Below are 24069 nucleotides of genomic sequence, written 5' to 3' on the forward strand. Positions count from 1 at the left end.
CCTATGGATGCACTTGAAAACTATATTCTGCAACATCTTGATCCGGAAGATCCATTGCTAAACACACTTTTTCGTGAAACCCATCTGACTCAGATCAATCCCCGTATGGCTACCGGACATATACAGGGCAGAGCGCTGGTTATGTTTTGCCGCATGTTACAACCAAAGCGGATTCTCGAACTGGGCACCTTCACGGGATATGCCACATTGTGCATGGCCAGTGTGCTTCCTCCCGACGGAGAGCTGCACACCATTGAAATAGACGATGAACTGGAAGCAATGATCCGGCGTTTTTTTGTACAATCGTCTGACGGGGCAAAAATACGATTGCATATAGGCAATACACTGGATATCATTCCACAACTGCAAGGGCCATTTGATCTGGTTTATATGGATGCAGACAAACGGCAATATACAGAAGATTATGAAGCTGTTCTGCCTCTGGTAAGAAAAGGCGGTTTTATTTTAGCAGACAACACGCTATGGGGAGACAAAGTACTATCTGAGCCTCACTCCGGAGATAAACAAACGGCTGGAATACAACGGTTCAACGACCATATTGCCCATGATCACCGCGTGGAAAAAGCCATTATCCCCATGCGCGACGGGCTAACCCTGCTCATGAAAAAATAAACGAAAGACATGTCACGTAACAAACTCCTATTTACCGTACTCTCGATACTCTGCATAACACTTGCCATTAGCGATATTGCTTTCGGCAGTGTAGCCATTCCGATGAAATCGGTTTTTGAAGCTTTGTTACATCCTCATCATAACGGATTATATTCGGATATCATCATGCAGTTCAGGTTACCGAAAGCGATAACAGCTATCTTAACCGGAGCCGCCTTATCTGTCGCAGGTTTGTTGATGCAGACTTTTTTCCGAAATCCACTCGCAGGCCCCGATGTTCTTGGCGTCACTTCAGGAGCCAGTATGGGCGTTGCACTTTATGTCATGGCTGCTTCGTGGTTTTCTGCCGCATGGATTGAAAGCCGTTGGGGACTTATCCTGGCTGCTGTAGCCGGAGCGCTTTTGGTCTTACTGCTAATTTTAGGTGTAGCTGCCCGGTTAAAACAGACGGTCACGCTACTCATTATCGGACTGATGTTTTCGGGTATCGTAGGTGCCGTGGTAAGTATTTTACAGAACCTAAGCAATCCTGATGCCGTAAAACTATTTGTTGTGTGGACTTTTGGCAGCCTGAGTGCCGTCACATGGTACCAATTACAGATCCTGATCCCAATCATTGTACTAGGACTGCTTATTACGCTGACATTGCAAAAAAAGCTGAATGCCATGTTATTAGGTGAACATTATGCACAAGGGCTTGGTGTGTCGGTGCGATCGACCCGGCTCGTCATGATTGCCCTCACAGGCATTCTGGCCGGTGCAACAACGGCATTCACCGGGCCTATTGCTTTTATCGGTGTCGCCGTACCTCATCTGGCCCGAGCCTTGTTCCAAACCTCCAACCACCGGATTATCACACCGGGGACGCTTCTTTGCGGGGTGGCTTTGCTTCTGATATGCGATATTATCTCTCAGCAAACCGCCTATCCACTACCTCTCAATGCAATCAGCGCGTTATTTGGAGCCCCGTTAATCATCTGGGTGGTACTCAAACAACGGTCATAACATAACTTCTCAATTTTCTCAGGTGTTTCAGCGTGTGATAATTTACACGCTACACTATTCAACTATTGAATTTTCGCATGTTATACAACACCTGCAAACATGCAATTTTTTAAAATGGAACAATTGATTATCAGGAACATACAACAACTTGTCTTACAAGAGGCATCCGTCCATTCAATCCCGACCTGCTTTGTGCCTTGACACAAAAAGGAAGCAAAAAATTAACTTCGATGAAAGCACTATGTTCGGCAGAACCAAAATGAGATTTTGTCTCTGCCCTCACTGAAGCGTGCTTTTCAAGACTGCATCCGCTTTCGCTCAAAAAATTAGCGTTCATTGGCTCAAATCGCTCAAACAAGAACAATTTTAACCATCTGCTTCACTTGTTTGTGCTCACCGGAGGGGCTCATTTGTTTGAAAGGCTTTACGTATAAGCAGGCCGCTTTGCGGATATCATTTTTATTTTCCATTACTTAGGTTGTATTTAATCATGTTTTCTGCAAAAATGTGCAGAAAAAAGTTGGAAATTAAAAAAATAATATTGACCTTTGGAACAAATAGGAGGTAATGAAAAAATTGATCTCAAATGGTCGGTTGAATCCATTAGAGGATATTACGTTAGAATAGCAAGAATGAATGCTTTCAAAATTACTCATCGCAACGAAATGCGCATCTGCATTGACTTTCCGTACAATACAGAGTACATTACGAAACTAAAACTAATACCAGACATCCGATGGAGCCGGACGCTTAACGCCTGGCATATTCCTTACACGAAAGAAGCGTTTGCTCAGTTGAAAAAACTATTTCCAGATGTTGTATATGAGCATACTCGTAACATACCCGAAAATAGCCCGATACTCATTCCTGTTTTAAAAAAAAGAATACAGACGCATGTTGCATTAGGAAATAGCAAGACTCAACCTGCAACTACGCCCTGCATTGAAATTGCTGTATCAGGCAAACAAATAGTAGTAAAAATGCCTAAAAACGAAACCGATTTACAATTTATCCGTTCGTTTAAGTATGCACACTGGAATAAGACGCAATTTTACTGGACTGTTCCGAACTTTGGGAATAATGCAGATAAATTGAAAAACTATTTTGCTGAGCGAAATGTAAAACTAACAGAACATAAGCCAATTGGCACTTTCGACAACGATAACCCCAAGTGTGGCAAAGATGAATTTATAGTTATAAATAACTCAAACTTGCTATTGAATCTCTATTTCAGTTTTAATAAAAACTTAAGTCAGCAACTAAAGCAAATACCTTATTGCAAGTGGAATGGAGATAAACGATGTTGGGAAATACCCTATTCCGAAAAGTTTTTGGATGAAGTAAAACGTCTTGCCGAACAAAATGCATTGCTCCTTATTTATCATGAAGAAAAAAAACTGAAGGTACTACCCCGTAAGTCGAAATTGGATATACAAAACTATCGTTACTGTCCGCAAACCTATATCGACAAACTCAGAGAGTTGCGTTACAGCAAGAACACGCTGGAAGTGTACAGGGGTATGTTTGAAGAATTTATCAATTATTACGATGAAGTTGATTTTGATGATATTACCGAACGAATGATTATTGACTTTTTACGCTATTTAGTAACCGAACGGCATGTGTCCACCTCGTATCAAAACCAGTCCATCAATGCTATTAAATTTTACTACGAACGGATACTGGGTGGTAGTCGGAAAGTGTATCTGATTGACCGTCCGCGTGAAGAGAAGTTCCTGCCAGAAGTGCTAAGTACCGAAGAAGTAACCGCCATACTCAACGCCACCGAAAACCTGAAACACAAAGCCATATTGATGACTATCTATTCGGCAGGTTTACGTATAGGAGAAGCAATTAATTTAAAAATAAAGGACATTGATTCTCAGCGTATGCAAATACGAGTTGAACAGGGGAAAGGCAAAAAAGACAGATATACTTTGCTTAGCAATAAAACATTGGGAATACTCCGTAAGTACTTTTTGCAGTATAAACCTAAAGTGTGGATATTTGAAGGGGCAAAAGGAGAACAATATGCAGCGCGAAGTATACAAGAGATATTACGAAAATCAGTAGAAAAAGCCGGTATCAAAAAACATATTACCGTACATACATTGCGACATAGTTTTGCGACGCATCTGCTCGAAGCGGGTACGGATTTACGATACATACAAAATCTACTTGGACACGCAAGTAGCAAAACGACAGAGATTTATACGCATATAACTACCAAAGGATTCGACCAGATAGTTAGTCCCCTGGATAAATTAACCATTTTGTAAATATGATTTGGACAATAGAAAAACAATATTTATCTTGCGGGCGAAATTTATTACATAAAACACAAAGAGCATCTAATAATCAACTATGCTTATTCCAATATACGCAATAAATAAAAAACGCCTACTTTACAATAAACAATTATATTTCAATTTATTACAACAACAAACATGCACCCATAAGGCGGATATATACGCAACTCAGTTGCGCATACAGGAATTGGATAGCGCATACATAGATGTTAGCAACTATGCAATGAAAGGCATTCACATCTGTAAATTTTAGAATTATGAGAATAAATTATCTTATTAAATTATTTTTTAGTTCTTTCTTATACTTCTTATTCTATGTAATCTTATTTGTATGTGCTGGTCGATTAAATTATTGGCAAGGATTGGTTTATGTTTTGATCGGGCTTATCATGTATGTGATATTAAAATACACTGATTTGAGGATAGATTCTGAACTATTAAAAGAGCGTTCAAAGATTGGAGAAAATACTAAGGATTGGGATAAGATAATATTGGGGTTAATTTTATTTGTTAAAATATCGATGTGTATAGTTGCTGGACTCGATTCTGGCCGTTATCATTGGTCGCCAAATTTTCATTGGAGCATATATCTTTTAGGAATATTTCTAACAGCTTTAGGACAATTAATATTTCTTATTGCTCAAAGACAGAATAAGTTTTTCTCGAGTACAGTAAGAATCCAAGCCGATAGACAACATATTGTTTGTGATACAGGATTATATAAGATAGTTCGACATCCAGCTTATATGAGTTCAGTAATTGAATCTCTTGGATTTCCATTACTTTTTGGTTCATTATGGAGTGTCATACCGATATGTGTTTTAATTATACTGTTGTTTGTTAGAACAAATTTAGAGGATAGAACATTAAAGAATGAATTGAAGGGTTATCTCGAATATTCGGGAAAAACTCGATATAAGATTATTCCTTATGTATGGTAATGATTTAAAATTATAAATATGCACAGTTGCTAACACGCAATATAGCCAAAAAGGGCATTTCTGGTATGCGTAGTTCATCACCCGCATCAATTTCATTGTATCTTGATAGTGATGCTCTCCGCACTCCCTTTCAGGCCATATTGCCAACGTCAGACTGCGCAAAAACATCAGCGGATGTTTTTGACTAAGAGATTAGGACTACTAAAAGAAAAGTGATTAATTACTTGTGTATGTGAGCAATATTTTGTAAATTTATAGCATAATACATTCAACAACAGAATTATGCAACACATACAAGGCGAAGAACGAAATCAGCTTCAAATGTTCTGTTTGGAGCAAATGGTAGAAGCCGACAGTTTCGTTCGGGTAATTGATTACTTTGTAGATACCATCGATTTGGAGAGTTTCGGATTTCGGAACGTAAAGCTGAAGGAAGAAGGTCGTCCGCCCTATCATCCTGCTGTGCTAATGAAGTTGTATTTCTATGGCTACAGGTATGGTATTCGCTCTTCTCGTAAGATGGAACGTGAAGCTAGGTTGAATCTGGAAGTTCGCTGGCTCTTGTGTGAGCAGACACCTTCGGCACGCACCATCTGTATGTTCCGAAAAGAATATGCCGAAAGCTTCAAAGCGATCTTTCGCAAGTTTGTTTTTCTGCTCAAAGAGTTGGGCTTGATGGAAGGAAAAACCATTGCCATTGATTCCTTTAAAGTGAGGGCACAAAACTCACTCAAGCACAATTACAATCAGAAAAAGATAGACCGTCAGCTGGAATATATCGACGGCAGAATAAAAGAATTTGAAGATGCACTGGACGAGGCCGATTCGCAGGAACAAAAAACAGTACTGAAAGATAAAATAGCCGTACAGCAAAGTCGCATGGAGAAATATCAGGCTATCGAAGCCGAACTCAAAGAAACAGGCAAAGACCAGATAAGCACAACAGACCAGGATGCACAATCGGTAGTGTTACAACGGGGAATAACCGTGGTGGGATATAATATACAGGCTTCGGTGGATGCCAAAAACAAGCTCATTGCCCATTTTGATACAGGAGGAGTAAACGATACCAATGCATTGGGCACAGTGGCTGTTGCCACCAAAGAAGTGTTGCAGGTGGAGCAAATGGATGTACTGGCAGACAAAGGTTATCATACAGGGGAACAGATCAGGCAGTGTGAACAAAACGGAATCACCACCTATGTGTCGCCCAAAGAGCCGACTTCGAATGATCCGGATATTTTTCCGATAACAAGTTTTGTGTACGACACTGAAAAAGATTGTTACACTTGTCCGGCAGGAGAAACACTTACAACCAATGGCACCTGGCTCACGCATAGCAGCAAAGGATATAAGTCGGCTTACAAGTTTCAACGATACAACAACCCGGCGAAATGTCGCCTGTGCGAAATGCATAGTTTGTGTACCAAAAGTAAAAATAACGGCAGAAATATAGACCGCAGTGAGTTTGCTGCGGATGTAGAACAGAACAACCAACGAGTAAAGGAGAATCCGGCCTACTACAAACAACGCCAGCAATTGGCCGAGCATCCGTGGGGCACACTCAAACGGCAACGGGGATTTGATTACGTACTGACCCGGGGAAAGAAAAATGTATTGGGTGAAGTAAGTTTGGTATTTATCGGCTACAACCTGAGCCGGTTGGCCAAGATTGACGGAGGGATAAATGCCCTGAAAAAATTCATTCTGGAAATAATGGCTTTGCTTTACCCGAAATGGGCTTGTTTAAAGGCCATTTAAGCAATTAATGAAAATGAATTTGAAAACCAATGGCTGAAAAATGGCATTCAACAAACGAAAGCTATGGAAGCCTGAAATGATATAAAAATTGACTATAACGGGAATTAGAGGCGTTTTTGCGCAGACTCGCGTTATGCACAAGTTTAAAAACGACACAAAATGAACGACATTGAAATTCAAAAAGCGATTCAGGAAATAATGAAGCTTCAGCAAGCAAATAATAATTTGACTGTTGAGATTGGTCATCTATCCGCTAAAGATGAGAACAAAAATACTATAGCAGGACATATTGAAGAGTTGACCAACAACAAAACGAGAATGGAGACAATAAGAAAATCAGTTGGTTTGTTCTATGCTGTATGGGAGTGCAATTGGAATGGTCAAACATTGATGCCTGAAAATGTTGTTTCTCCACAATTTGACACCAGAATAGACGCTGATAGCTACCTAATAAACAATTTGAAATCAAAAAAAATAAAAGGCAAAAAAGAATTCGCAGTATTCCAAACTACTTTGAATGCTGACGGTAAATATGTTGGACACTATTAAACTTTAAACTATGGCAAAAATTAAAAACTATCAGCAATTCATTGAAGATGTTGCGGACAGAAACTTCAGACCATATGTAAAACGGTTTCAAGAACTAGCAGGACTTAGACCTACTGGCGTAGACGCTAAAGAAACGTATTTGATAGAGGTAACGTTTGACTTTGGAAACTCTTTGTTGGAGCACGAGAGTATTAAAAATTTCAAAAAGACAAATAACAGATATTATTTGCACCCGGAATTGACAAATCCTCCTGTAAAAGGACACTATCACGTAATTCCTTCTAATGGAAAGCAAGAAATTTATGCAGTAAATTTAGACGGGACTGCACATCACAAAGTAAACAAAGGTTATCAAATACCTACAAAAGAAGCGGACGAATTAAGAGGTCTTGGTGTTGACATAAAAGACGATAGAATCATTGAAAGTATAGAGTTCTTAGAGAGTGACCAGAAACAATTATTGACTGAATCACTAAAACACGACTGCATATCAATATTCATCGAAATAGAAGAATAAAACCTGTGCATAACAATGTATATACAAAATAGGCGAAATAGTAGTAAATTTAACGGTTTCAGCCCGCTTCAAAATCTTAACGGTTTGATAAGTTTGAAGCCCGCAATCGCCTACTTTGCATATACTTAACGTTATGTTTAATTTTAAAAAATGAATCAAGTATTGCAATCTCAGTAGAATTGTCTATCTTTGATACTATCAAATGATACTATCATAAATCAAAGAACATGAAACCACCGTATGAAATAACAAGTGAGATTTTAAAATTGACTTCCTCTATTTCAGAAAAGATAGGCGAAGTAAAATCTGCAAAACTAATTAAACCACCTACTGAATTACGAAAACGAAACAGAATAAAATCAATTCAATCATCACTTGAAATTGAAGGAAATACTCTTACAGTTGAGCAGATTACCGATTTGATTAATAACAAAAGAGTGCTTGCTCCTCCAAAAGACATTATTGAAGTAAAGAATGCTATCGAACTTTATTCTAAGCTTAATGAATTTAATGCATATGAAATAGACTCTTTATGTCGTGCACATGGAATATTAATGAACACATTAATAGAAAATGCTGGACAATTCCGAAAAACAGCAGTTGGAATTATGAAAGGAAATAATATCACACATGTAGCACCTTCAGGAGATATCGTTTTTCCTTTAATGAAAGATTTGTTTGATTACCTAAAAAACGACAACGATATATTGCTAATAAAAAGTTGTGTATTTCATTATGAATTTGAATTTATTCACCCATTTATTGACGGAAATGGAAGAATGGGACGATTATGGCAAACTATGATATTAAAAGACTATTCTCCAGTTTTTGAATACTTACCGATAGAATCACTTATTAAAGAACGCCAACAAGAATATTATGATGTTCTTGGAAAATCAGATAATCAGGGGAAATCTACTGGTTTTATTGAATTCATGCTTAAAATTATCGATATTGCTTTAGAAGATTTATTGAAGACCCAAAACCAAACATTAACTAGTATCGACAGAATAAGTATTTTTAAAAACTTTATTGGAAATGAATCATTTACAAGACAAGACTATTTAAGACATAATAAAGAAATCTCAACTGCAACTGCCAGTAGAGATTTAAAGGAAGCCGTAAATAATGAAGTCATTGAAAAAACTGGAGAGAAACGTTTGACAAAGTATCGATATAAAAACTAAACATAACACATAGACTTTCGTGCAGTCGGAACGACTCCCGATAAGATCGGGATCTACGACGCAGCATGAAAGGCAGGTTGAACTTAATTCCCGATAAGCAGGGACATCCACTAACGAGTGTAAAGAAGAGGAAGATAACTATGGGAAAAGCGGTGTGTTTTAGTGTTCCGCTTGAAGGAGAAAGAAAGACTACAAGATAGATAAAAGTTTCACTGACGCAAGTGTTCCGATTGTTAGTTCAAGTCTAAGCGTAGCGGAGACTTGGACTGGAAATAGAATCAGTTTGTAACTGCATGGAAGTTGATAACCTCAATAGTTAGGGCACCGTAAAATAGTTGCGCCAAACAAGGGAGAGAACGAGAGGATTGTGGCATTACATGTATAAGCCCGGATTGGACAGGAAACAAACAGCAGGTGATTATCTGTTCCATAGATATAGGGCGTTTAGTAGAGAACAACGCATGCGTTGTCTCTACAATAACCAAAAAACAACTGAAATTAAAGATGAATGATCTAATCTGCTGAATCATTGATCTGATTAAATCGTAGTTCAGACAAAGGTGCGACAGTCAACGCTCCCGCAAATGGAACATCCCGTGCAACGGTGACCGCAAGTACGCATAGTCCCGATCGTTAGGGGCAAGGGCAAAAAAATGACAGTTGCGGGGATTAAATCGACTATTATCCGCATTATTTGCGTAGATTATTTTGTTATGCGGAGAATAAACCCTATATTAGCCGCAAATTTAGCGGAGAATAACGATGTATCTATACGAAAATAAAAATTGGCCGACTTTTGAGTGGAATAGTGACAAACTTTTACCATTACTTTCTCTTGTCCGTAACAAACAAGGCAGATTAATTGGAAAAATGGGGGCTTTGGGTTTTGAACTTCGAGACCAAGCGAATCTTGAAATCCTGACCCTGGAAATCATTAAATCGACTGAAATTGAAGGTGAAATATTAGATCCCGAACAGGTTCGATCTTCAATTGCCAGACGTTTAGGACTTGATGTCTCAGGATTGGTATATTCTGAAAGAAACGTGGATGGTGTTGTAGAAATGCTACTTGATGCGACAAGGAATTTCGACAAAGAACTTGACAAAGACAGATTATTTTCATGGCATGCAGCATTATTTTCGGGTGGATACAATTTAATGTATAAAATAATCACAGGAAATTGGAGAGATGACTCTACAGGTCCGATGCAAGTTATGTCTGGAGCATTAGGAAAAGAAAAGGTCCATTATCAGGCTCCACCGGCAAGTCAACTTGAAAATGAAATGCGAATCTTCTTCGATTGGTTTAATTTGGAACAAAATGTTGATTCGGTTCTAAAGGCTGCGATTGCACACTTGTGGTTTGTGACGCTTCACCCGTTTGAAGACGGAAACGGAAGAATTTCTCGCGCATTAAGCGATATGTTGCTTGCTCGTTCTGACGAACAATCGTACCGATTTTACAGCATGTCGACTCAAATACGGAAAGAGAGAAGTTCGTATTATGACATATTAGAGAAAACACAAAAAGGAAGTTTAGACATAACAAGCTGGCTCGAATGGTTCTTGAATTGTTTATTACATTCGATTGAAAGTTCGGAGAAACTACTTGAAAAAGTTATTTATAAACACGAATTCTGGCTACGAAACTCAAAAGTGACAATAAATGACAGACAGCGAAAAATACTAAACATGATAATGAACGACTTCGAAGGAGTGCTAAATACGACAAAATGGGCAAAGATCGGAAAATGTTCACAAGACACAGCGTTACGTGACATTCAGGATTTAATAGGAAAAGGAATTCTGGCAAAAACTGAACAAGGGGGTCGAAGTACAAATTATGAATTGAAGACCAACTGATTGAACAAAGTCCCAGCACTAACACACGCCTAACGTCTATCCCAAAAAATGAAGAAATTGAGCTTGCCAACCGTAAAAACAAATGACCTAAGCACAAAGCCATAAGAATTGCTTTGGAGATAATGACAATGGCCCTGTATTTAAGTTTATAACCCATAATTTTGAATCAATGTCTGCTTTGAACCACGACTCTTCCATCGAACTCTATACCGAAAACCTTACTATCGGGTATGCCCGTCACGGCCATCCGCTGATGGTGCAGGAACATCTGCAATTACAGTTGCGCAAAGGAGAACTAGTGTGTCTGGTGGGCCCAAACGGATGTGGAAAATCAACATTACTCCATACATTGGCAGGACTCCAGAAGCCTCTTGCCGGCAGCATAATACTTCAAGATAAAGATCTATGTTCATATTCAACGCCAGAAAAGGCTAAACTTTTATCGCTCACACTGACTGATCGCGTAGAAGTAGACAAAATGAGCGTTTTCGACCTGGTATCCATGGGACGCTATCCTTATACCAACCGGTTTGGAAAGTTTTCGCCAGACGATATCACGACCATTGAACAGGCAATTGAACAAGTACATTTGTCGGAGAAAAAAAAATGGTCGCTTGACACACTTTCTGATGGTGAACGCCAGCGGGCCATGATAGCCAAAGTACTTGCCCAAGCCACTCCGGTACTTCTTTTTGATGAACCCACATCACATCTTGACCTAACCAACAGGGTTTCTACTTTACTTCTACTGAAAACAGTAGCCAAAGCGTTTCAGGTAGCTGTATTACTTTCGACCCATGAACTGGAAATGGCTATGCAACTGGCGGATCAGATATGGTTAATGAGTAACGAAAGCATGGCGGTGGGTGCTACTGAACAATTGATTGCCAACGGAAGCTTCCAGCATGTTTTTCAAAGTGATCTGTTTACCTTTGATGCCATGGCACGCCGCTTTATCATTCACAACGTTCCGGAATAAAACAATTTATTCGGAGGTTCCCATCAAACAGGGTAACAATAAGAGCCTAAACATGTTTTAAAATAACTGAGGCTGCTCAAAAAACGCTGAACAGCCTCTTCCAAATGGCAGGACAAATTATATGACCTGATTATTGAATCTCTATCGCTTTAACTGGTTTAGTTTTAGCTTCATCCTTTTTAGGAATGTTCACCTTCAGGATACCCTCGTCATATCTGGCAGAAATCTTATCATCCTCTACCGTTTCGGGTAATGTAAATGAACGACTAAAAGACTGATAACTGAATTCGCGTCTGGTAAATTGCTGGTTCTCTTTTGTTTCTTTTTCCACCCTCTTCTCTGACGAAACAATCAGAACATTGTTATTGACTTCAATCTTGAAATCAGCCTTATCAAATCCTGGAGCGGCCAGTTCCACCTCAAAACAATCGGCTGTTTCTGCAATGTTAACAGCAGGTAAGGTAGTGTTTGTATCCGAAAAATTACGATTGTTCCAATCCAACCAGTCACGGTCGAAAAAGTCATTCAAAACATTCGGCCATACCGGAAAGTTTTCAGTTCTTCTTATCAGTGACATAGTTACCTCCTTTTTTATTAATGATGTGTTGTGTGTTGTTGTATTTCTCTCTCTAATTACAAAGTTTCTGATACATAGTTGATTTTGCTGTATCATATTTGCATGGGAATAAGTGTTGCCACTTGTGCATCATGATTCCTTACTGTTAGCTTACAGGAAGACGTACAACAGGCATTATTTATCTCATGCTATAGTTATCATACGAACCGGTTTTGGTTTAGCCTCTTCTTTTTTCGGTATCAACACCTTCAGAATTCCGTTTTCGTATTTGGCCTCAATTTTTTCGCTGTCTGCCGTATTGGGCAACGTAAAGGAACGGCTGAAAGACTGATAGTTGAATTCTCTTCGGGTAAACTGTTTATCTTCTTTTGCTTCAGATTCCCCTTGTTTATCTGACGAGATAGTCAGCAGGTTATGATTTAACTCAATATGAAAGTCGTTCTTCCCGAAACCAGGGGCAGCAACTTCCACTTCAAACTCTTCGCTGCTTTCTTTAATGTTTACCGAAGGCAGTGTAGTGTTGGTTGTAGCATAATTACGATTTGCTCCCTCAAACCAATTGTTTGCAAAAAGAGTGTCGAACACTGATGGATAGCTGTTTGAAAATCTTACAAGTGACATAATTTAATCCTCCATTATTTTTAGTTTGATCTATATTTGATTCTACACGTACCGGCTCTCAAATAAAATGCCAATACAACCAGATTAATCGTTAAAATATACTATATAATTAAATATCATATTCTTATACAAACAAACACCGTTTAACCCACAGTGACATATTGACCTATAAATAAACTTACACATGCCATATTGTCATTAAAAAGAAAAATAATCATTGATTATCAGATACATTACAGACGGAAAGACAAAGGACAAAAGATTCTCAGAAAGACACCTTGTGCAACTGGCAAGTCATCTATTCATTTTTTTCATCCAGCCTTTGTATGAAAATCACTTATGGGGATAAAATTGTAATTTTGCATCTATAAATGCCACGTTCCAGTTATTTTCAAGTTCACCACATGAAGTCATTTTTATTTGTCCTGATTTTTAGTGTAACCATAGGTGCCAACCTTCTTGCGCAACCATTCAACGACAAACAACGCTTCCGGGTGATGAGTTACAATGTTGAAAATTTCTTTGATTCGCAACGGGATTCAGTGGTAAAACCCACCGAATTCTCTCCTGTCGGCATTCGCAGATGGACCTATTCACGCTATCTTGCAAAACGGAATAACATTGCCAAAGTAATCGCGGCACTGGGAGGATGGACTCCCCCTGCCCTCGTGGCTTTGTGTGAAATAGAAAACCAGCAGATACTCGAAAATTTAACGCTACATTCACCACTTCGTAATCTTCATTACCGGATCATCCATTTCGAATCGCCCGATCCAAGAGGGATTGATGTGGCATTGCTATACCAGCCAAAATTATTCAAACCATTACATGAAGAGCCTTTGCGGATTCGTTTCCCGGATAGTCCCCACCACCACACAAGGGACATTCTCTACGTCACCGGCACAACACAAGGAAATGACACACTCCATATCTTTGTCAATCATTTTCCTTCCCGTTACGGAGGAGAATTGGAATCCGAAAACAGCCGGCTTTTTGTAGCTTCGATATTAAGGCACAAAACAGATTCATTATTCAATGCAAACCCCCAATCCAACATCATTATTTTAGGCGATTTCAACGACTATCCCGACAACCGGAGCATAGCGTATGTGTTGAATGCCCTGCCTGAAACATGTTCCATCAGGCCGCACCAACTATACAACCTTTTTTATACAACACATACCACAAAAAAAACCGGTTCTTATAAACATGACGGCGAATGGGGTGTACTCGACCAGATCATCGTTTCATCCCACTTATTGCAGGACACTTCCGGCATTCACACAACAGTTTCATCAGGGAAAGTATTTGCACCCCTTTTTTTACTCGAAAATGAAACAAAAGGATTTGGAGAAAAGCCTTTTCGTACGTATATTGGCATGAAATATCACGGTGGATTTAGTGACCACCTACCTGTATTTGTTGATTTTCAGGATGGTAACCATAACACACCGCTGTAATTTTAGAACATAGCTAAAAACGACGCATTGCAAACAAAGACAGACAAGTACACTTTAAAATGATGAGATGAAACCTCTATTTACTTTGCTAATTTCTCTAATTTCCATTACAACTATGGCACAAATACGAACAGACACTTATACAACACCGATGGGAGAACTGAAGATTGCTTATATCATCCACGCCTCGGTTATGTTGCAAATTGATGGCAAAACCCTTTATACAGATCCATTTACCAATAACAATCAAGTCGATTTTTCAAAATTTCCAAAAGCCGATTTGTTACTTATCACGCACGAACATTCTGACCATCTCGATATACAGGCGTACAACAAAATAATCACGCCGAAAACCCACGTAATTACCACGCAGACTGTAGCCAAAATAGCATTCCCTCATGCAGAAGTACTTGCAAATGGGCAATCTACACATTGGGAAGGAATTGAAATTACGGCAGTCCCGGCATATAACATGGAACACAAACGCCCTGACGGGCAATTGTTCCATCCCAAAGGTGTGGGGAACGGATATATTCTTGCTTTCGGGACATTCCGCGTTTACATTGCCGGTGACACTGAGAACATTCCGGAAATGAGTCATTTGGGGAAAATTGACATTGCATTTTTGCCCAAAAACCTGCCTTATACCATGAGTGACGAACAGTTTATTGAAGCTGCGAAACGCATACATCCCAAATATCTCTATCCATATCATTATTTCTCGGTCGATCGGGCAGCTTTGCTTAAAGCCCTACCACAAGACATCATTTTAAAATAACTTATACAATATAAACTCTTGCTTATGAATTTAGACGGAGCCATTATAGGATTTATCTCATTTGTTATTATTGGATTATTTCATCCACTGGTTATAAAAGCCGAATATTATTGGGGGCAAAAGAGCCGGTGGGCGTTTCTGATTGTAGGCATCCTTACCATTGGAGCTTCATTATGGGCACATCAAACATTGTTAAGCGCCATTTTAGGCGTATTTGGATTTTCATGCCTATGGAGCATAAAGGAAATCAAGGAACAGGAACAACGGGTAAAAGACGGACGTTTCCCTCAAAATCCAAAACGAATGAAACAAGCAGAAAATCAGTGATTAAAAACAAGATTGAACCCCGTATCGTAACTAACACCCCAAATAACCCGGATGAGAAACTATATTTTTGAGTTACCCTTTGAAGTACGTGATTATGAATGTGATCTTCAAGGCATTGTAAATAACGCAGTCTATCAGAATTACTTTGAACACACCCGTCACAAATTTCTGCTTTCGAAGAACATCAGTTTCTCCGAACTACACAAGAAAGGTATTGATGCTGTAGTTGTAAAAGTGGAGATTTCGTTCAAACACTCATTACTACCTGATACACCGTTCATATCCAAACTCTCCCTGAAAAAAGAAGGAGTACGCTATGTATTTCACCAGGCACTTTTCAGTATTGACAATCAAACCTTATTTGCATCAGCACGTACTGAAACGGTAATACTAAACCAGGGAAAACTGGGATTTACGCCAGAACTGGATGCCATTGTACAGGAAGCAGAAACATTAAGCTAAACCAGGTAGAGAGAGAGAAGCTACACCGGATGTTTAAATAACTCAGCGAGGTATTTCAAATACGGTTCAATATGCCGGCGACGCTTATCTTCAAAGATATCGGCTACGGTAATCATAATGCCTGTATCGAAAAGATTTGCAAATTCACGGTTAATTCCCGTTCCGAAAGTTCGCATTGTAGGAGACAAGCCAATGTAAGCACTGATTAAAGCGGGAATATTCACGCCCCTGTTGCGGACAGCCAGGTTGAGTTTGCGATAGTTTTCTTCAAAAGTCTTTTCACAGAAATAATCGTCGTAATGCTTCGTCTCAACGGGACGATAGTCCTCTTCTTTTAATGACAACAAATGATCTTTATCGGGGAAGTAGCGGTACATGAAGTATAGAATCATATTTCGGGCTTCTTCGTCAAATGTAGGATAAATAGTCACTTTTCCAATCAGATAATCCACTTTTTCACTGATAGAAATAGCGCCAAGCCCATCCCATAAATTATCAAGTGCAAAAAGACTTTTGGCCCCCATGCGTGATGACTGATACGCCGGCTGAACAAAAGCACGGCCTAAATCAATCGATTTCGGCAAATAGTCATGAATAAACGTATCGGAGAAATGAAACATGTGCGAAGTAACCAGGATAGGTTGACCATGCTCATCTAAGCAAGCATCTTTTCCATGTAAAAAACGATATCCACCCATGATTTCCTGGGTATCCTGATTCCATACAATCAACTGACGGTAAGGCACCGACATTAAATCAAATTCATCAACATCCTTCTCTTTACCTGTTCCACCCCCTGATTCCCGAAAAGAAATTTCTCTTAACCGGCCAATCTCATCCATCACATGGGGAGCTTCATGGGCAGTAACAACATAAATGTGATTATTAGCTTTGTTAGTAGGCCTAAGCAATTTATCAGGAGTCAACTCTTTTAATAATAATTTTTTATCAACAGGAGGAATGATTTCAGTCATGAGAATAGTGATAAATTGGAGGCAAATGTAAAAATAATATTTGGTAATATCGTATTTTAGCCCAGGTGTCAATGTAAGACTCCACGAGAAAAAAGATCAGATATTCATTTTAAACTCCACTTTACACCACAAAACCATTTAAGACAGAAAATAAACGTTTATAATACTGATTCATTAGATATTAGAAACGACACAACCATTTGAAATCTTTCATAAAACCAAGACAATCCTGTTTATAAACTGTTGAAAAATAAAAAATCCTTTTATAGTGGGGAATAGTGGGGAATAAGAAAAATAGCCTTATCTTTACACATCAAATTGATGAAGGACAAAGATGTATGGTTTTATAGGAAATAGCGAAGCAAAAGCCGATGTAAAGGGCAGAATCTTTATTCCGGCACATTATCGGAAAGCACTTGCCGAAAATGAAAATTCGCGACTAGTGATGCGAAAAGACCCATACAACAATAGTCTGGTTTTCTATCCGGAATCCATTTGGAATGAAAAGCTGAGATTACTCAAGCAAGAGCTTAACGAATGGAATCCGACGCATCAGCTTTTATTAATGCAATATGTAGCAGAAGCTGAAGAACTAGACATTGACTCCCAAGGACGTGTATTAATTTCGAAGAAATATTTAAATCTGATCGGTGTTGAAAGCGATGTGCTGTTTGTGGGCATGCTTGACACGTTTGCGCTATGGTCGAAAGAATCATTTGAAAAGGCCAAATACTCACCTGCCGAATTCAGCCATTTGCTACAATCGATTTTGTCAGCATCCACCCAAAAAGAATCGCATTAATTGAACGACAACTTATTATCTAAAACGCTAACCACAGCAAGTGATCTTTTCATGAAATGGTTGGTTTTGCCAATCTTTTATCAATAACGTAACCCTATGAATGCTTATCATGTTCCTGCACTTTTGACAGAAACCATCGAAGGGCTTCGCATTCATCCCGACGGGATTTATGTAGACGCAACTTTCGGAGGCGGCGGGCATGCGCGCGAGATCATGCGCCATTTGGGAGAAAAGGGGAAGTTGCTGGCGTTTGATCAGGATAAAGAGGCCTATGCCAATCGTATCGATGATTCCCGTTTTACTTTTATTCATGGCAATTTCAGGTTCCTGACCAATTTTCTAAGATATCATCATATTGTTCAGGTTGACGGTATTTTAGCAGATCTGGGAGTCTCGTTTCATCATTTTGACACGCCTAACCGGGGATTTTCCTTCCGATTTGAAGGAGAATTAGATATGCGTATGAATCCACAGGCAGACCTTACCGCAGCAATAGTTATCAACAACTATTCCGAAGAACAACTTGCCTTCATTTTTTCTGTTTACGGCGAATTGAGCAATGCCCGAAAATTAGCGTCGCTGATCGTAAAGCATCGGATGCAACAACCCGTTACAACGATTCAGGAATTTCTGGAAATAATACAACCTGCCTTTAGGTTTGAACGGGAAAAGAAAGAGATGGCCAAAGCTTTCCAGGCACTGCGCATTGAAGTCAATCATGAAATGAAAGCCTTACAGGAATTTTTGGAACAAACCCCATCGGTGCTTAAAAGCAAAGGCCGTTTAGCAATTATTACCTATCATTCTTTAGAAGACCGTATGGTAAAAAACTTTATGCGAAGCGGCAATTGCGAAGGCATCATACATAAAGATTTTTTTGGTCGTGTCGAAACCCCATTTCAGGTTTTGACCGGGAAACCCATCATTCCATCCACTGAAGAAATTACAAACAATCCGCGTTCACGCAGTGCCAAATTACGTGTTGCGGAAAAATCAGGAGATTAACGACATGGCAACAGAAGATTACAACCAACCAGAAGAACAGTCTGTACAAGATTCTTCCATGAATTGGAGCTGGAATTTTCGTGATTTGTTAAGCGGAAAGATCCTAACAGCTCCTTTTTTCCGCAGACAATTGTTTCTGTTCATTTTCATATGTGCAATTGCCATATTTTACATTGACAACCGCTACAATTGCGAACTTCAGATTGCCAAGATAAACGAGCTGCAGGAACAGTTGACAAATGCAAAATACGAAGCCTTAACAACTTCTTCAACGTTGTTGCAGTTAAGCAGAGAATCGGAAGTGGCAACCATGATAAAAAATAAAGGATTAGATCTGGAAGAACCTATTCAGCCAGAAATAGAAATCACCCAACCATGAACGAAAACCGACGCGACATATTAATACGTTTTGGGATCGTCTATTTTATCATCGTGATGATTTTCATCGCTATTATCGTCAAGATCGTGATCATTCAAACCACACAGCGGCCAATGTGGATGAAACTGGCTGCTTCGCTGACACAGCCCGACCGTGTTGCCCCGGCCACACGAGGAAACATTTATTCAGAAGATGGTCAGTTATTTGCGAGCACTATGCCCGAATATCACCTTGTTATGGATATGCGAACACAAGCTTTGCATGACACACTCCGGCATCACAAAACATCATTGTTTTATGAGAAGGTAGATTCCTTATGCAGGCATTTGGCAGCAAAGTTCGGAGATAAATCAGTACAGGCCTATAAAATGGCCCTGGTCAATGCCTACAAAAAAAGGGATCCCCGTTTTTCTGTCTATCCCGATTTAATCTCATATTCAGATCTTAAAGAGGTGCTCCAATTCCCTTTATTTAACTTAGGAAGATTACGCAGCGGGCTTATCGAAGATGTATATGCCCGGCGTATCCGGCCCTTCGGAGATATTGGTTCGCGAACCATCGGGGGTATTTATGGCGATGAAAGTATGGGAGGAAAAAATGGTATCGAATTGGCTTTCGACACCTTGTTGCGGGGAAAGCCAGGCCTCTATTCACGACAACGCATTGCCGGCAGTTGGGAAAATGTTGTGGTAGTCCCGCCCGAAAACGGAGCAGACATCATTACGACGCTTAATGCCAATATTCAGGATATTACAGAAAATGCACTACGCAAAGAACTCATAAAAACAGATGCCAAAGAAGGTTGCGCTATCGTGATGGAAACCAAAACAGGAGAGATAAAAGCGGTAGCCAATCTTACACAACAAAAAGACAGCACCTATGCTGAAGCACGCAATGAAGCCTTTGCTGACGAAACAGAACCCGGCTCTACCTTTAAAGTCGCTTCCATCATGGCAGCACTTGATCAGGGGCTAATCTCTCCCAATGACACCATCAACACAGGCAATGGTGTTTATGATTTTTTTGGGACTAAGATGCATGACTGGAACGAAGATCATGGTGGATTCCATAAAATAACGGTAGCCCAGGCAGTCTGGTATTCATCGAACATTGGAGTTTCCCGCACTATTTACAACGCTTACAAAAATAATCCTGCTGCTTTTGTCGATAAATTATACGAAATGAAATTAAATCAACCGATTCATTTTCATATTCCCGGGGCAGGCATACCTATTATTAAACATCCCGACGAAAAAAACACCCATTGGTCGTTAACAACGCTTCCGTGGATGTCAATTGGTTATGAAGTTCAGATACCTCCAATTTACACATTGACATTTTACAATGCCATTGCGAACAATGGGAAAATGATCAGACCGTTTTTAGTGAAAGCCATTGAAAAAAAGGGAAAAGTAGTCCAAACTTTCTCCACAAGTACCATTAAAGATCAGATATGCAAACCATCAACACTGTCCATCATAAAATCAATGTTGCTTGGAGTAGTTGAACACGGGACAGGGGCAAATCTTCAATCGCCTTATGTACAAATTGCGGGAAAATCGGGTACTGCACAAATTTCTAAAGGAGCAAGCGGCTACAAAACAGACGGAGTTGAATATCAGGTTTCTTTTTGTGGTTATTTTCCGGCAACCGATCCTCAATATACCGTTATTTGTGTTATTAGAAAGCCTAAAATTGGATATGCTTCAGGAGGCCTAATGGCAGGCGCTGTTGTCAAAGAAATTGCACTATTGGTCAATGCCAGTAAAATAACACTAACGCCAAATTCATTACCTTCCACGGGTGAAGATAAAATACCCATGATTAAAAGTGGCGATTATAATGACGTCAAAACGGTTTTGTCACGTATGTCAATCAATTTCTTAGGTGACAAGAATCAATTTCCATGGATAACAGCCACGGCAGACAGCAATTATGTAACGATCCATTCAATGGCGATACCACAGAATGGAGTACCGAATGTTATTTCGATGGGAGCCAAGGATGCCGTTTATTTGTTGGGAAATGCAGGGTTGAATGTTCAGTTGGTTGGATGCGGAAAAGTAATATCCCAATCATTACCACCCAATAGTGCATTGCAAAAAGGAGCGACCATTGTACTAACTTTGCATTAATTTTTAATGTGATATTTTATCGAATAAAATCAATTCTATTTCAGCATGAATCTCAATGAATTAATAACACATATTCCTATAAATCAAACCATAGGAAATTCAGACATTGAAATCACCCGACTTGAATTCGATTCAAGAAAAATAGTGTCAGGATCGCTTTTTGTTGCTACGCGGGGAACAGCGGTCGATGGACACACCTTCATCAGCGCTGCTATTGAGAAAGGAGCCACCGCCGTTGTATGCGAAACGCTCCCGGAAAACCTTTCTGCCGAGGTATGTTATCTGCAAACAGGCAACAGTGCAGAAGCACTGGGGCAACTTGCCCATTGTTGGTTTGGAGAACCCTCAAAACACTTAACCTTAGTTGGTGTCACCGGTACAAACGGGAAGACAACCATTGCCACGCTGCTTTATCAATTGTTTTTGAAAGAAGGTTTTTCGGCAGGGCTGCTCTCCACAGTTTGCAATTATATCAACGAACGTGCTGTAGAAGCGACACATACCACTCCGGATCCACTGGAACTGAATTCTTTATTGGCAGACATGGTTGAATCAGGATGTACGCATGCATTTATGGAAGTAAGCTCTCATGCTGTCGATCAGCGCAGGATTGCAGGATTGGAATTTGCAGGAGCCATTTTCACCAACCTTACGCGCGACCATATGGACTATCATCATACCGTAGAAAATTATCTGAAGGCAAAAAAACGCTTTTTTGATGACCTGGCTCCGGAAGCTTTTGCATTAACCAATGCCGATGATAAAAACGGATTTGTGATGCTTCAAAACACAAAAGCAAAAAAATTCAGTTATGCCACACGTACCATAGCTGATTTTAAGGGAAAAATCATTGAAGAAAGCTTTGAAGGCATGCTCCTGCAAATCAATGAACATGAAGTCTCTGTGCCTTTTATCGGACGGTTTAATGTTTCCAATTTATTAGCTGTAGCCGGAGCAGCCATATTATTAGGTATTCCCGAAATTGAAGCGCTACAACAGTTGAGTACATTACATCCTGTTTCAGGACGATTCGAAGCACTGCGATCGCCAAGCGGATACACTGCTATTGTTGACTATGCCCACACTCCTGACGCGTTGAACAACGTACTTTCAACCATCAATGACATTGTGAAAGGAAAAAATGAAGTCATCACCGTAGTGGGTTGCGGAGGAAACAGAGACAAGGGGAAACGCCCTATGATGGCCAAAGAGGCCGTAACAGCAAGCACAAAGGTCATCATAACATCCGATAATCCAAGAGATGAAGAACCGATGGACATCATCAACGATATGTTAGCTGGATTAAGTACAACAGAAAAGCGACACACCCTGACCTTAGTTAATCGTGAGCAGGCAATACGCGCCGCCTGTATGCTTGCAAAACCGGGCGATGTCATTCTTGTAGCAGGAAAGGGACATGAAGATTATCAAATTATCAAAGGAGTAAAGCATCACTTTGACGACAAGGAAGTGCTGCTGGAATTTTTCAAAACAGAACAATAAACCCATCTTGTACAACCCAATAACCCATATTCAACATGCTGTATTATTTATTCGATTATCTCCATAGATTGCATTTCCCCGGAGCTGGTGTTTTCAGTTATATATCATTCCGGGCAGGGATGGCTTTCATTTTTGCCATGCTTTTTGCAACCATTTTTGGCAAGAAAATCATCCGTTACCTGCAAAAGAAACAGATTGGGGAAACTATCCGTGAGATAGGTCTGGAGGGTCAATTGGCAAAAAAAGGAACGCCAACCATGGGAGGTGTCATCATTATCTTTGCAATCATCGCTCCCATGTTATTATTCAGCATATTAGACAACATATACACCATATTAATGCTTATTGCCACCATCTGGATGGGATGCATCGGATTCCTGGACGACTATATCAAAGTGTTTCGCAAGAATAAAGAAGGATTAAATGGTAAATTCAAAATTGTCGGGCAGGTAGGACTCGGTTTAATTGTGGGCCTGACGCTGTATTTAAGCCCGGCAGTCATGATCAGGGAAAATGTTGGCGTAAAATATACGGGAGACAATCAGGAAATTGTGCTTTATCGCAATTATGATTTCAAATCCACTCAAACTACCATTCCATTTGTCAAGAATCACAACCTGGACTATGCCGATGCTTTTCGTTTCTTAGGCGATCATGCACAAAGCTGGGGTTGGGTATTATTTATTTTAGTCACCATTTTTATTGTGACCGCAGTATCCAACGGAGCCAATATGACAGACGGACTGGATGGCCTTGCGACAGGATCATCAGCCATTATTGGAGTGACGCTTGGCATTTTAGCCTATTTGTCGAGTAATATTAACTATGCCTCGTACCTGAATATCATGTATATACCCAACGCAGGAGAATTGGTGGTATTTGCAGCAGCATTTATCGGAGCAACCGTCGGTTTTTTGTGGTACAATTCTTTCCCGGCACAGGTGTTTATGGGAGATACAGGAAGTCTGACCTTAGGCGGTATCATTGCTGTCTTTGCCGTGATCATTCATAAAGAGCTGCTTATCCCGATTCTTTGCGGCATCTTCTTAGTAGAAAACATATCCGTTATGATGCAGGTCAGTTACTTTAAGTTTACCAAGAAAAAATATGGAGAAGGAAAACGAATCTTTAAGATGGCTCCCCTTCATCATCATTTCCAAAAACAGGGGAATAGTGGTATTCAGGCGATCATGCAAAAACCTATTGCCGCAATACCGGAATCTAAAATTGTGGTTCGCTTTTGGATCGTGGGCTTAATCTTAGCATCACTGACCATCATAACATTGAAGATGAGATAATAAA

Annotated in this window: 23 protein-coding genes; 20 read left to right on the forward strand and 3 right to left on the reverse strand. The window is 39.7% G+C overall.

Going from position 1 to position 24069, the window contains the following annotated elements; genetic code table 11:
* Positions 1–3 precede the first annotated feature (3 nt).
* From FHX64_RS07615 to FHX64_RS07660, 10 genes are all read left to right on the forward strand, one after another.
* Complete coding sequence (locus tag FHX64_RS07615; RefSeq protein ID WP_183413168.1) at positions 4–633, forward strand: O-methyltransferase; 630 nt, start codon at positions 4–6, stop codon at positions 631–633.
* Between the two features lie 9 nt (positions 634–642).
* The gene (locus FHX64_RS07620) at positions 643–1638 is read left to right on the forward strand and encodes a FecCD family ABC transporter permease (RefSeq protein ID WP_183413169.1); all 996 of its coding nucleotides are present in this window, start codon (positions 643–645) and stop codon (positions 1636–1638) included.
* Positions 1639–2186: 548 nt separating this feature from the next.
* Positions 2187–3917: a tyrosine-type recombinase/integrase gene (locus FHX64_RS07625; protein ID WP_221202161.1), complete on the forward strand. Its 1731-nt coding sequence runs from the start codon at positions 2187–2189 to the stop codon at positions 3915–3917.
* Positions 3918–4204: 287 nt separating this feature from the next.
* Positions 4205–4888: a methyltransferase family protein gene (locus FHX64_RS07630; protein WP_183413170.1), complete on the forward strand. Its 684-nt coding sequence runs from the start codon at positions 4205–4207 to the stop codon at positions 4886–4888.
* Between the two features lie 282 nt (positions 4889–5170).
* On the forward strand, positions 5171–6649 hold the full coding sequence (locus FHX64_RS07635) for an IS1182 family transposase (RefSeq protein WP_183413171.1): 1479 nt from the start codon (positions 5171–5173) through the stop codon (positions 6647–6649).
* Positions 6650–6808: 159 nt separating this feature from the next.
* The gene (locus FHX64_RS07640) at positions 6809–7198 is read left to right on the forward strand and encodes a hypothetical protein (protein ID WP_183413172.1); all 390 of its coding nucleotides are present in this window, start codon (positions 6809–6811) and stop codon (positions 7196–7198) included.
* 10 nt (positions 7199–7208) lie between these two features.
* Positions 7209–7715: a hypothetical protein gene (locus tag FHX64_RS07645; RefSeq protein ID WP_183413173.1), complete on the forward strand. Its 507-nt coding sequence runs from the start codon at positions 7209–7211 to the stop codon at positions 7713–7715.
* 227 nt (positions 7716–7942) lie between these two features.
* The gene (locus FHX64_RS07650) at positions 7943–8902 is read left to right on the forward strand and encodes a Fic family protein (RefSeq protein WP_183413174.1); all 960 of its coding nucleotides are present in this window, start codon (positions 7943–7945) and stop codon (positions 8900–8902) included.
* Positions 8903–9664: 762 nt separating this feature from the next.
* A complete protein-coding gene (locus FHX64_RS07655) occupies positions 9665–10765 on the forward strand; it encodes a Fic family protein (protein ID WP_221202162.1) in 1101 nt (366 codons plus the stop codon).
* Between the two features lie 169 nt (positions 10766–10934).
* Entirely contained in the window at positions 10935–11744 is an 810-nt protein-coding gene (locus tag FHX64_RS07660; RefSeq protein ID WP_183413175.1) for an ABC transporter ATP-binding protein, read from the forward strand.
* Between the two features lie 130 nt (positions 11745–11874).
* On the opposite strand, the gene FHX64_RS07665 is transcribed toward FHX64_RS07660, so the two are convergent.
* Positions 11875–12321, reverse strand: coding sequence for an Hsp20/alpha crystallin family protein (locus tag FHX64_RS07665; protein ID WP_183413176.1), 447 nt, complete (start codon positions 12319–12321; stop codon positions 11875–11877).
* Between the two features lie 183 nt (positions 12322–12504).
* Positions 12505–12942 carry an Hsp20/alpha crystallin family protein gene (locus FHX64_RS07670; protein WP_183413177.1) on the reverse strand — a complete coding sequence of 146 codons (438 nt, stop codon included), beginning with the start codon at positions 12940–12942 and terminating at the stop codon, positions 12505–12507.
* Between the two features lie 404 nt (positions 12943–13346).
* On the opposite strand from FHX64_RS07670, the gene FHX64_RS07675 reads away from it, so the two are divergent.
* The 4 genes from FHX64_RS07675 (at position 13347) to FHX64_RS07690 (ending at position 15969) form a co-directional block, all read left to right on the forward strand.
* The gene (locus tag FHX64_RS07675; RefSeq protein WP_183413178.1) at positions 13347–14402 is read left to right on the forward strand and encodes an endonuclease/exonuclease/phosphatase family protein; all 1056 of its coding nucleotides are present in this window, start codon (positions 13347–13349) and stop codon (positions 14400–14402) included.
* A 115-nt stretch (positions 14403–14517) separates the two neighbouring features.
* A complete protein-coding gene (locus FHX64_RS07680) occupies positions 14518–15180 on the forward strand; it encodes an MBL fold metallo-hydrolase (protein WP_246392346.1) in 663 nt (220 codons plus the stop codon).
* Positions 15181–15204: 24 nt separating this feature from the next.
* Entirely contained in the window at positions 15205–15507 is a 303-nt protein-coding gene (locus FHX64_RS07685; RefSeq protein ID WP_183413179.1) for a DUF4491 family protein, read from the forward strand.
* Positions 15508–15558: 51 nt separating this feature from the next.
* Complete coding sequence (locus tag FHX64_RS07690; RefSeq protein ID WP_183413180.1) at positions 15559–15969, forward strand: acyl-CoA thioesterase; 411 nt, start codon at positions 15559–15561, stop codon at positions 15967–15969.
* 20 nt (positions 15970–15989) lie between these two features.
* Here FHX64_RS07690 and glsB read toward each other — a convergent pair whose 3' ends face one another.
* A complete protein-coding gene (gene glsB, locus FHX64_RS07695; protein WP_183413181.1) occupies positions 15990–16943 on the reverse strand; it encodes a glycine N(alpha)-acyltransferase GlsB in 954 nt (317 codons plus the stop codon).
* A gap of 334 nt (positions 16944–17277) precedes the next feature.
* Here glsB and FHX64_RS07700 point away from each other — a divergent pair, with 334 nt between their 5' ends.
* From FHX64_RS07700 to mraY, 6 genes are all read left to right on the forward strand, one after another.
* Complete coding sequence (locus tag FHX64_RS07700; protein WP_183413182.1) at positions 17278–17745, forward strand: division/cell wall cluster transcriptional repressor MraZ; 468 nt, start codon at positions 17278–17280, stop codon at positions 17743–17745.
* A 96-nt stretch (positions 17746–17841) separates the two neighbouring features.
* A complete protein-coding gene (gene rsmH / locus FHX64_RS07705) occupies positions 17842–18750 on the forward strand; it encodes a 16S rRNA (cytosine(1402)-N(4))-methyltransferase RsmH (protein WP_183413183.1) in 909 nt (302 codons plus the stop codon).
* A gap of 4 nt (positions 18751–18754) precedes the next feature.
* Positions 18755–19129, forward strand: a complete 375-nt coding sequence (locus tag FHX64_RS07710; protein WP_183413184.1) for an FtsL-like putative cell division protein — start codon at positions 18755–18757, stop codon at positions 19127–19129.
* The gene (locus tag FHX64_RS07715) at positions 19126–21264 is read left to right on the forward strand and encodes a penicillin-binding protein (protein WP_183413185.1); all 2139 of its coding nucleotides are present in this window, start codon (positions 19126–19128) and stop codon (positions 21262–21264) included. The genes FHX64_RS07710 and FHX64_RS07715 overlap by 4 nt, the downstream gene beginning before the upstream one ends.
* A 45-nt stretch (positions 21265–21309) precedes the next feature.
* Positions 21310–22767 (forward strand): UDP-N-acetylmuramoyl-L-alanyl-D-glutamate--2,6-diaminopimelate ligase, encoded by a 1458-nt coding sequence (locus FHX64_RS07720; RefSeq protein WP_183413186.1) that lies wholly within the window; start codon positions 21310–21312, stop codon positions 22765–22767.
* A 35-nt stretch (positions 22768–22802) separates the two neighbouring features.
* Positions 22803–24065: a phospho-N-acetylmuramoyl-pentapeptide-transferase gene (gene mraY / locus FHX64_RS07725; protein ID WP_183413187.1), complete on the forward strand. Its 1263-nt coding sequence runs from the start codon at positions 22803–22805 to the stop codon at positions 24063–24065.
* Positions 24066–24069 lie beyond the last annotated feature (4 nt).

This window comes from Microbacter margulisiae, assembly GCF_014192515.1.
GTDB lineage: Bacteria > Bacteroidota > Bacteroidia > Bacteroidales > Paludibacteraceae > Microbacter > Microbacter margulisiae.

Excerpts from the sequence above, each read along its gene's own strand:
- FHX64_RS07615 (WP_183413168.1), top strand. The coding sequence starts at position 4 with ATGGATGCACTTGAAAACTATATTCTGCAACATCTTGATCCGGAAGAT.
- FHX64_RS07620 (WP_183413169.1), top strand. The coding sequence starts at position 643 with ATGTCACGTAACAAACTCCTATTTACCGTACTCTCGATACTCTGCATA.
- FHX64_RS07630 (WP_183413170.1), top strand. The coding sequence starts at position 4,205 with ATGAGAATAAATTATCTTATTAAATTATTTTTTAGTTCTTTCTTATAC.
- FHX64_RS07635 (WP_183413171.1), top strand. The coding sequence starts at position 5,171 with ATGCAACACATACAAGGCGAAGAACGAAATCAGCTTCAAATGTTCTGT.
- FHX64_RS07640 (WP_183413172.1), top strand. The coding sequence starts at position 6,809 with ATGAACGACATTGAAATTCAAAAAGCGATTCAGGAAATAATGAAGCTT.
- FHX64_RS07645 (WP_183413173.1), top strand. The coding sequence starts at position 7,209 with ATGGCAAAAATTAAAAACTATCAGCAATTCATTGAAGATGTTGCGGAC.
- FHX64_RS07650 (WP_183413174.1), top strand. The coding sequence starts at position 7,943 with ATGAAACCACCGTATGAAATAACAAGTGAGATTTTAAAATTGACTTCC.
- FHX64_RS07655 (WP_221202162.1), top strand. The coding sequence starts at position 9,665 with ATGTATCTATACGAAAATAAAAATTGGCCGACTTTTGAGTGGAATAGT.
- FHX64_RS07660 (WP_183413175.1), top strand. The coding sequence starts at position 10,935 with ATGTCTGCTTTGAACCACGACTCTTCCATCGAACTCTATACCGAAAAC.
- FHX64_RS07665 (WP_183413176.1), bottom strand. The coding sequence starts at position 12,321 with ATGTCACTGATAAGAAGAACTGAAAACTTTCCGGTATGGCCGAATGTT.
- FHX64_RS07670 (WP_183413177.1), bottom strand. The coding sequence starts at position 12,942 with ATGTCACTTGTAAGATTTTCAAACAGCTATCCATCAGTGTTCGACACT.
- FHX64_RS07675 (WP_183413178.1), top strand. The coding sequence starts at position 13,347 with ATGAAGTCATTTTTATTTGTCCTGATTTTTAGTGTAACCATAGGTGCC.
- FHX64_RS07680 (WP_246392346.1), top strand. The coding sequence starts at position 14,518 with ATGGCACAAATACGAACAGACACTTATACAACACCGATGGGAGAACTG.
- FHX64_RS07685 (WP_183413179.1), top strand. The coding sequence starts at position 15,205 with ATGAATTTAGACGGAGCCATTATAGGATTTATCTCATTTGTTATTATT.
- FHX64_RS07690 (WP_183413180.1), top strand. The coding sequence starts at position 15,559 with ATGAGAAACTATATTTTTGAGTTACCCTTTGAAGTACGTGATTATGAA.
- glsB (WP_183413181.1), bottom strand. The coding sequence starts at position 16,943 with ATGACTGAAATCATTCCTCCTGTTGATAAAAAATTATTATTAAAAGAG.
- FHX64_RS07700 (WP_183413182.1), top strand. The coding sequence starts at position 17,278 with ATGTATGGTTTTATAGGAAATAGCGAAGCAAAAGCCGATGTAAAGGGC.
- rsmH (WP_183413183.1), top strand. The coding sequence starts at position 17,842 with ATGAATGCTTATCATGTTCCTGCACTTTTGACAGAAACCATCGAAGGG.
- FHX64_RS07710 (WP_183413184.1), top strand. The coding sequence starts at position 18,755 with ATGGCAACAGAAGATTACAACCAACCAGAAGAACAGTCTGTACAAGAT.
- FHX64_RS07715 (WP_183413185.1), top strand. The coding sequence starts at position 19,126 with ATGAACGAAAACCGACGCGACATATTAATACGTTTTGGGATCGTCTAT.
- FHX64_RS07720 (WP_183413186.1), top strand. The coding sequence starts at position 21,310 with ATGAATCTCAATGAATTAATAACACATATTCCTATAAATCAAACCATA.
- mraY (WP_183413187.1), top strand. The coding sequence starts at position 22,803 with ATGCTGTATTATTTATTCGATTATCTCCATAGATTGCATTTCCCCGGA.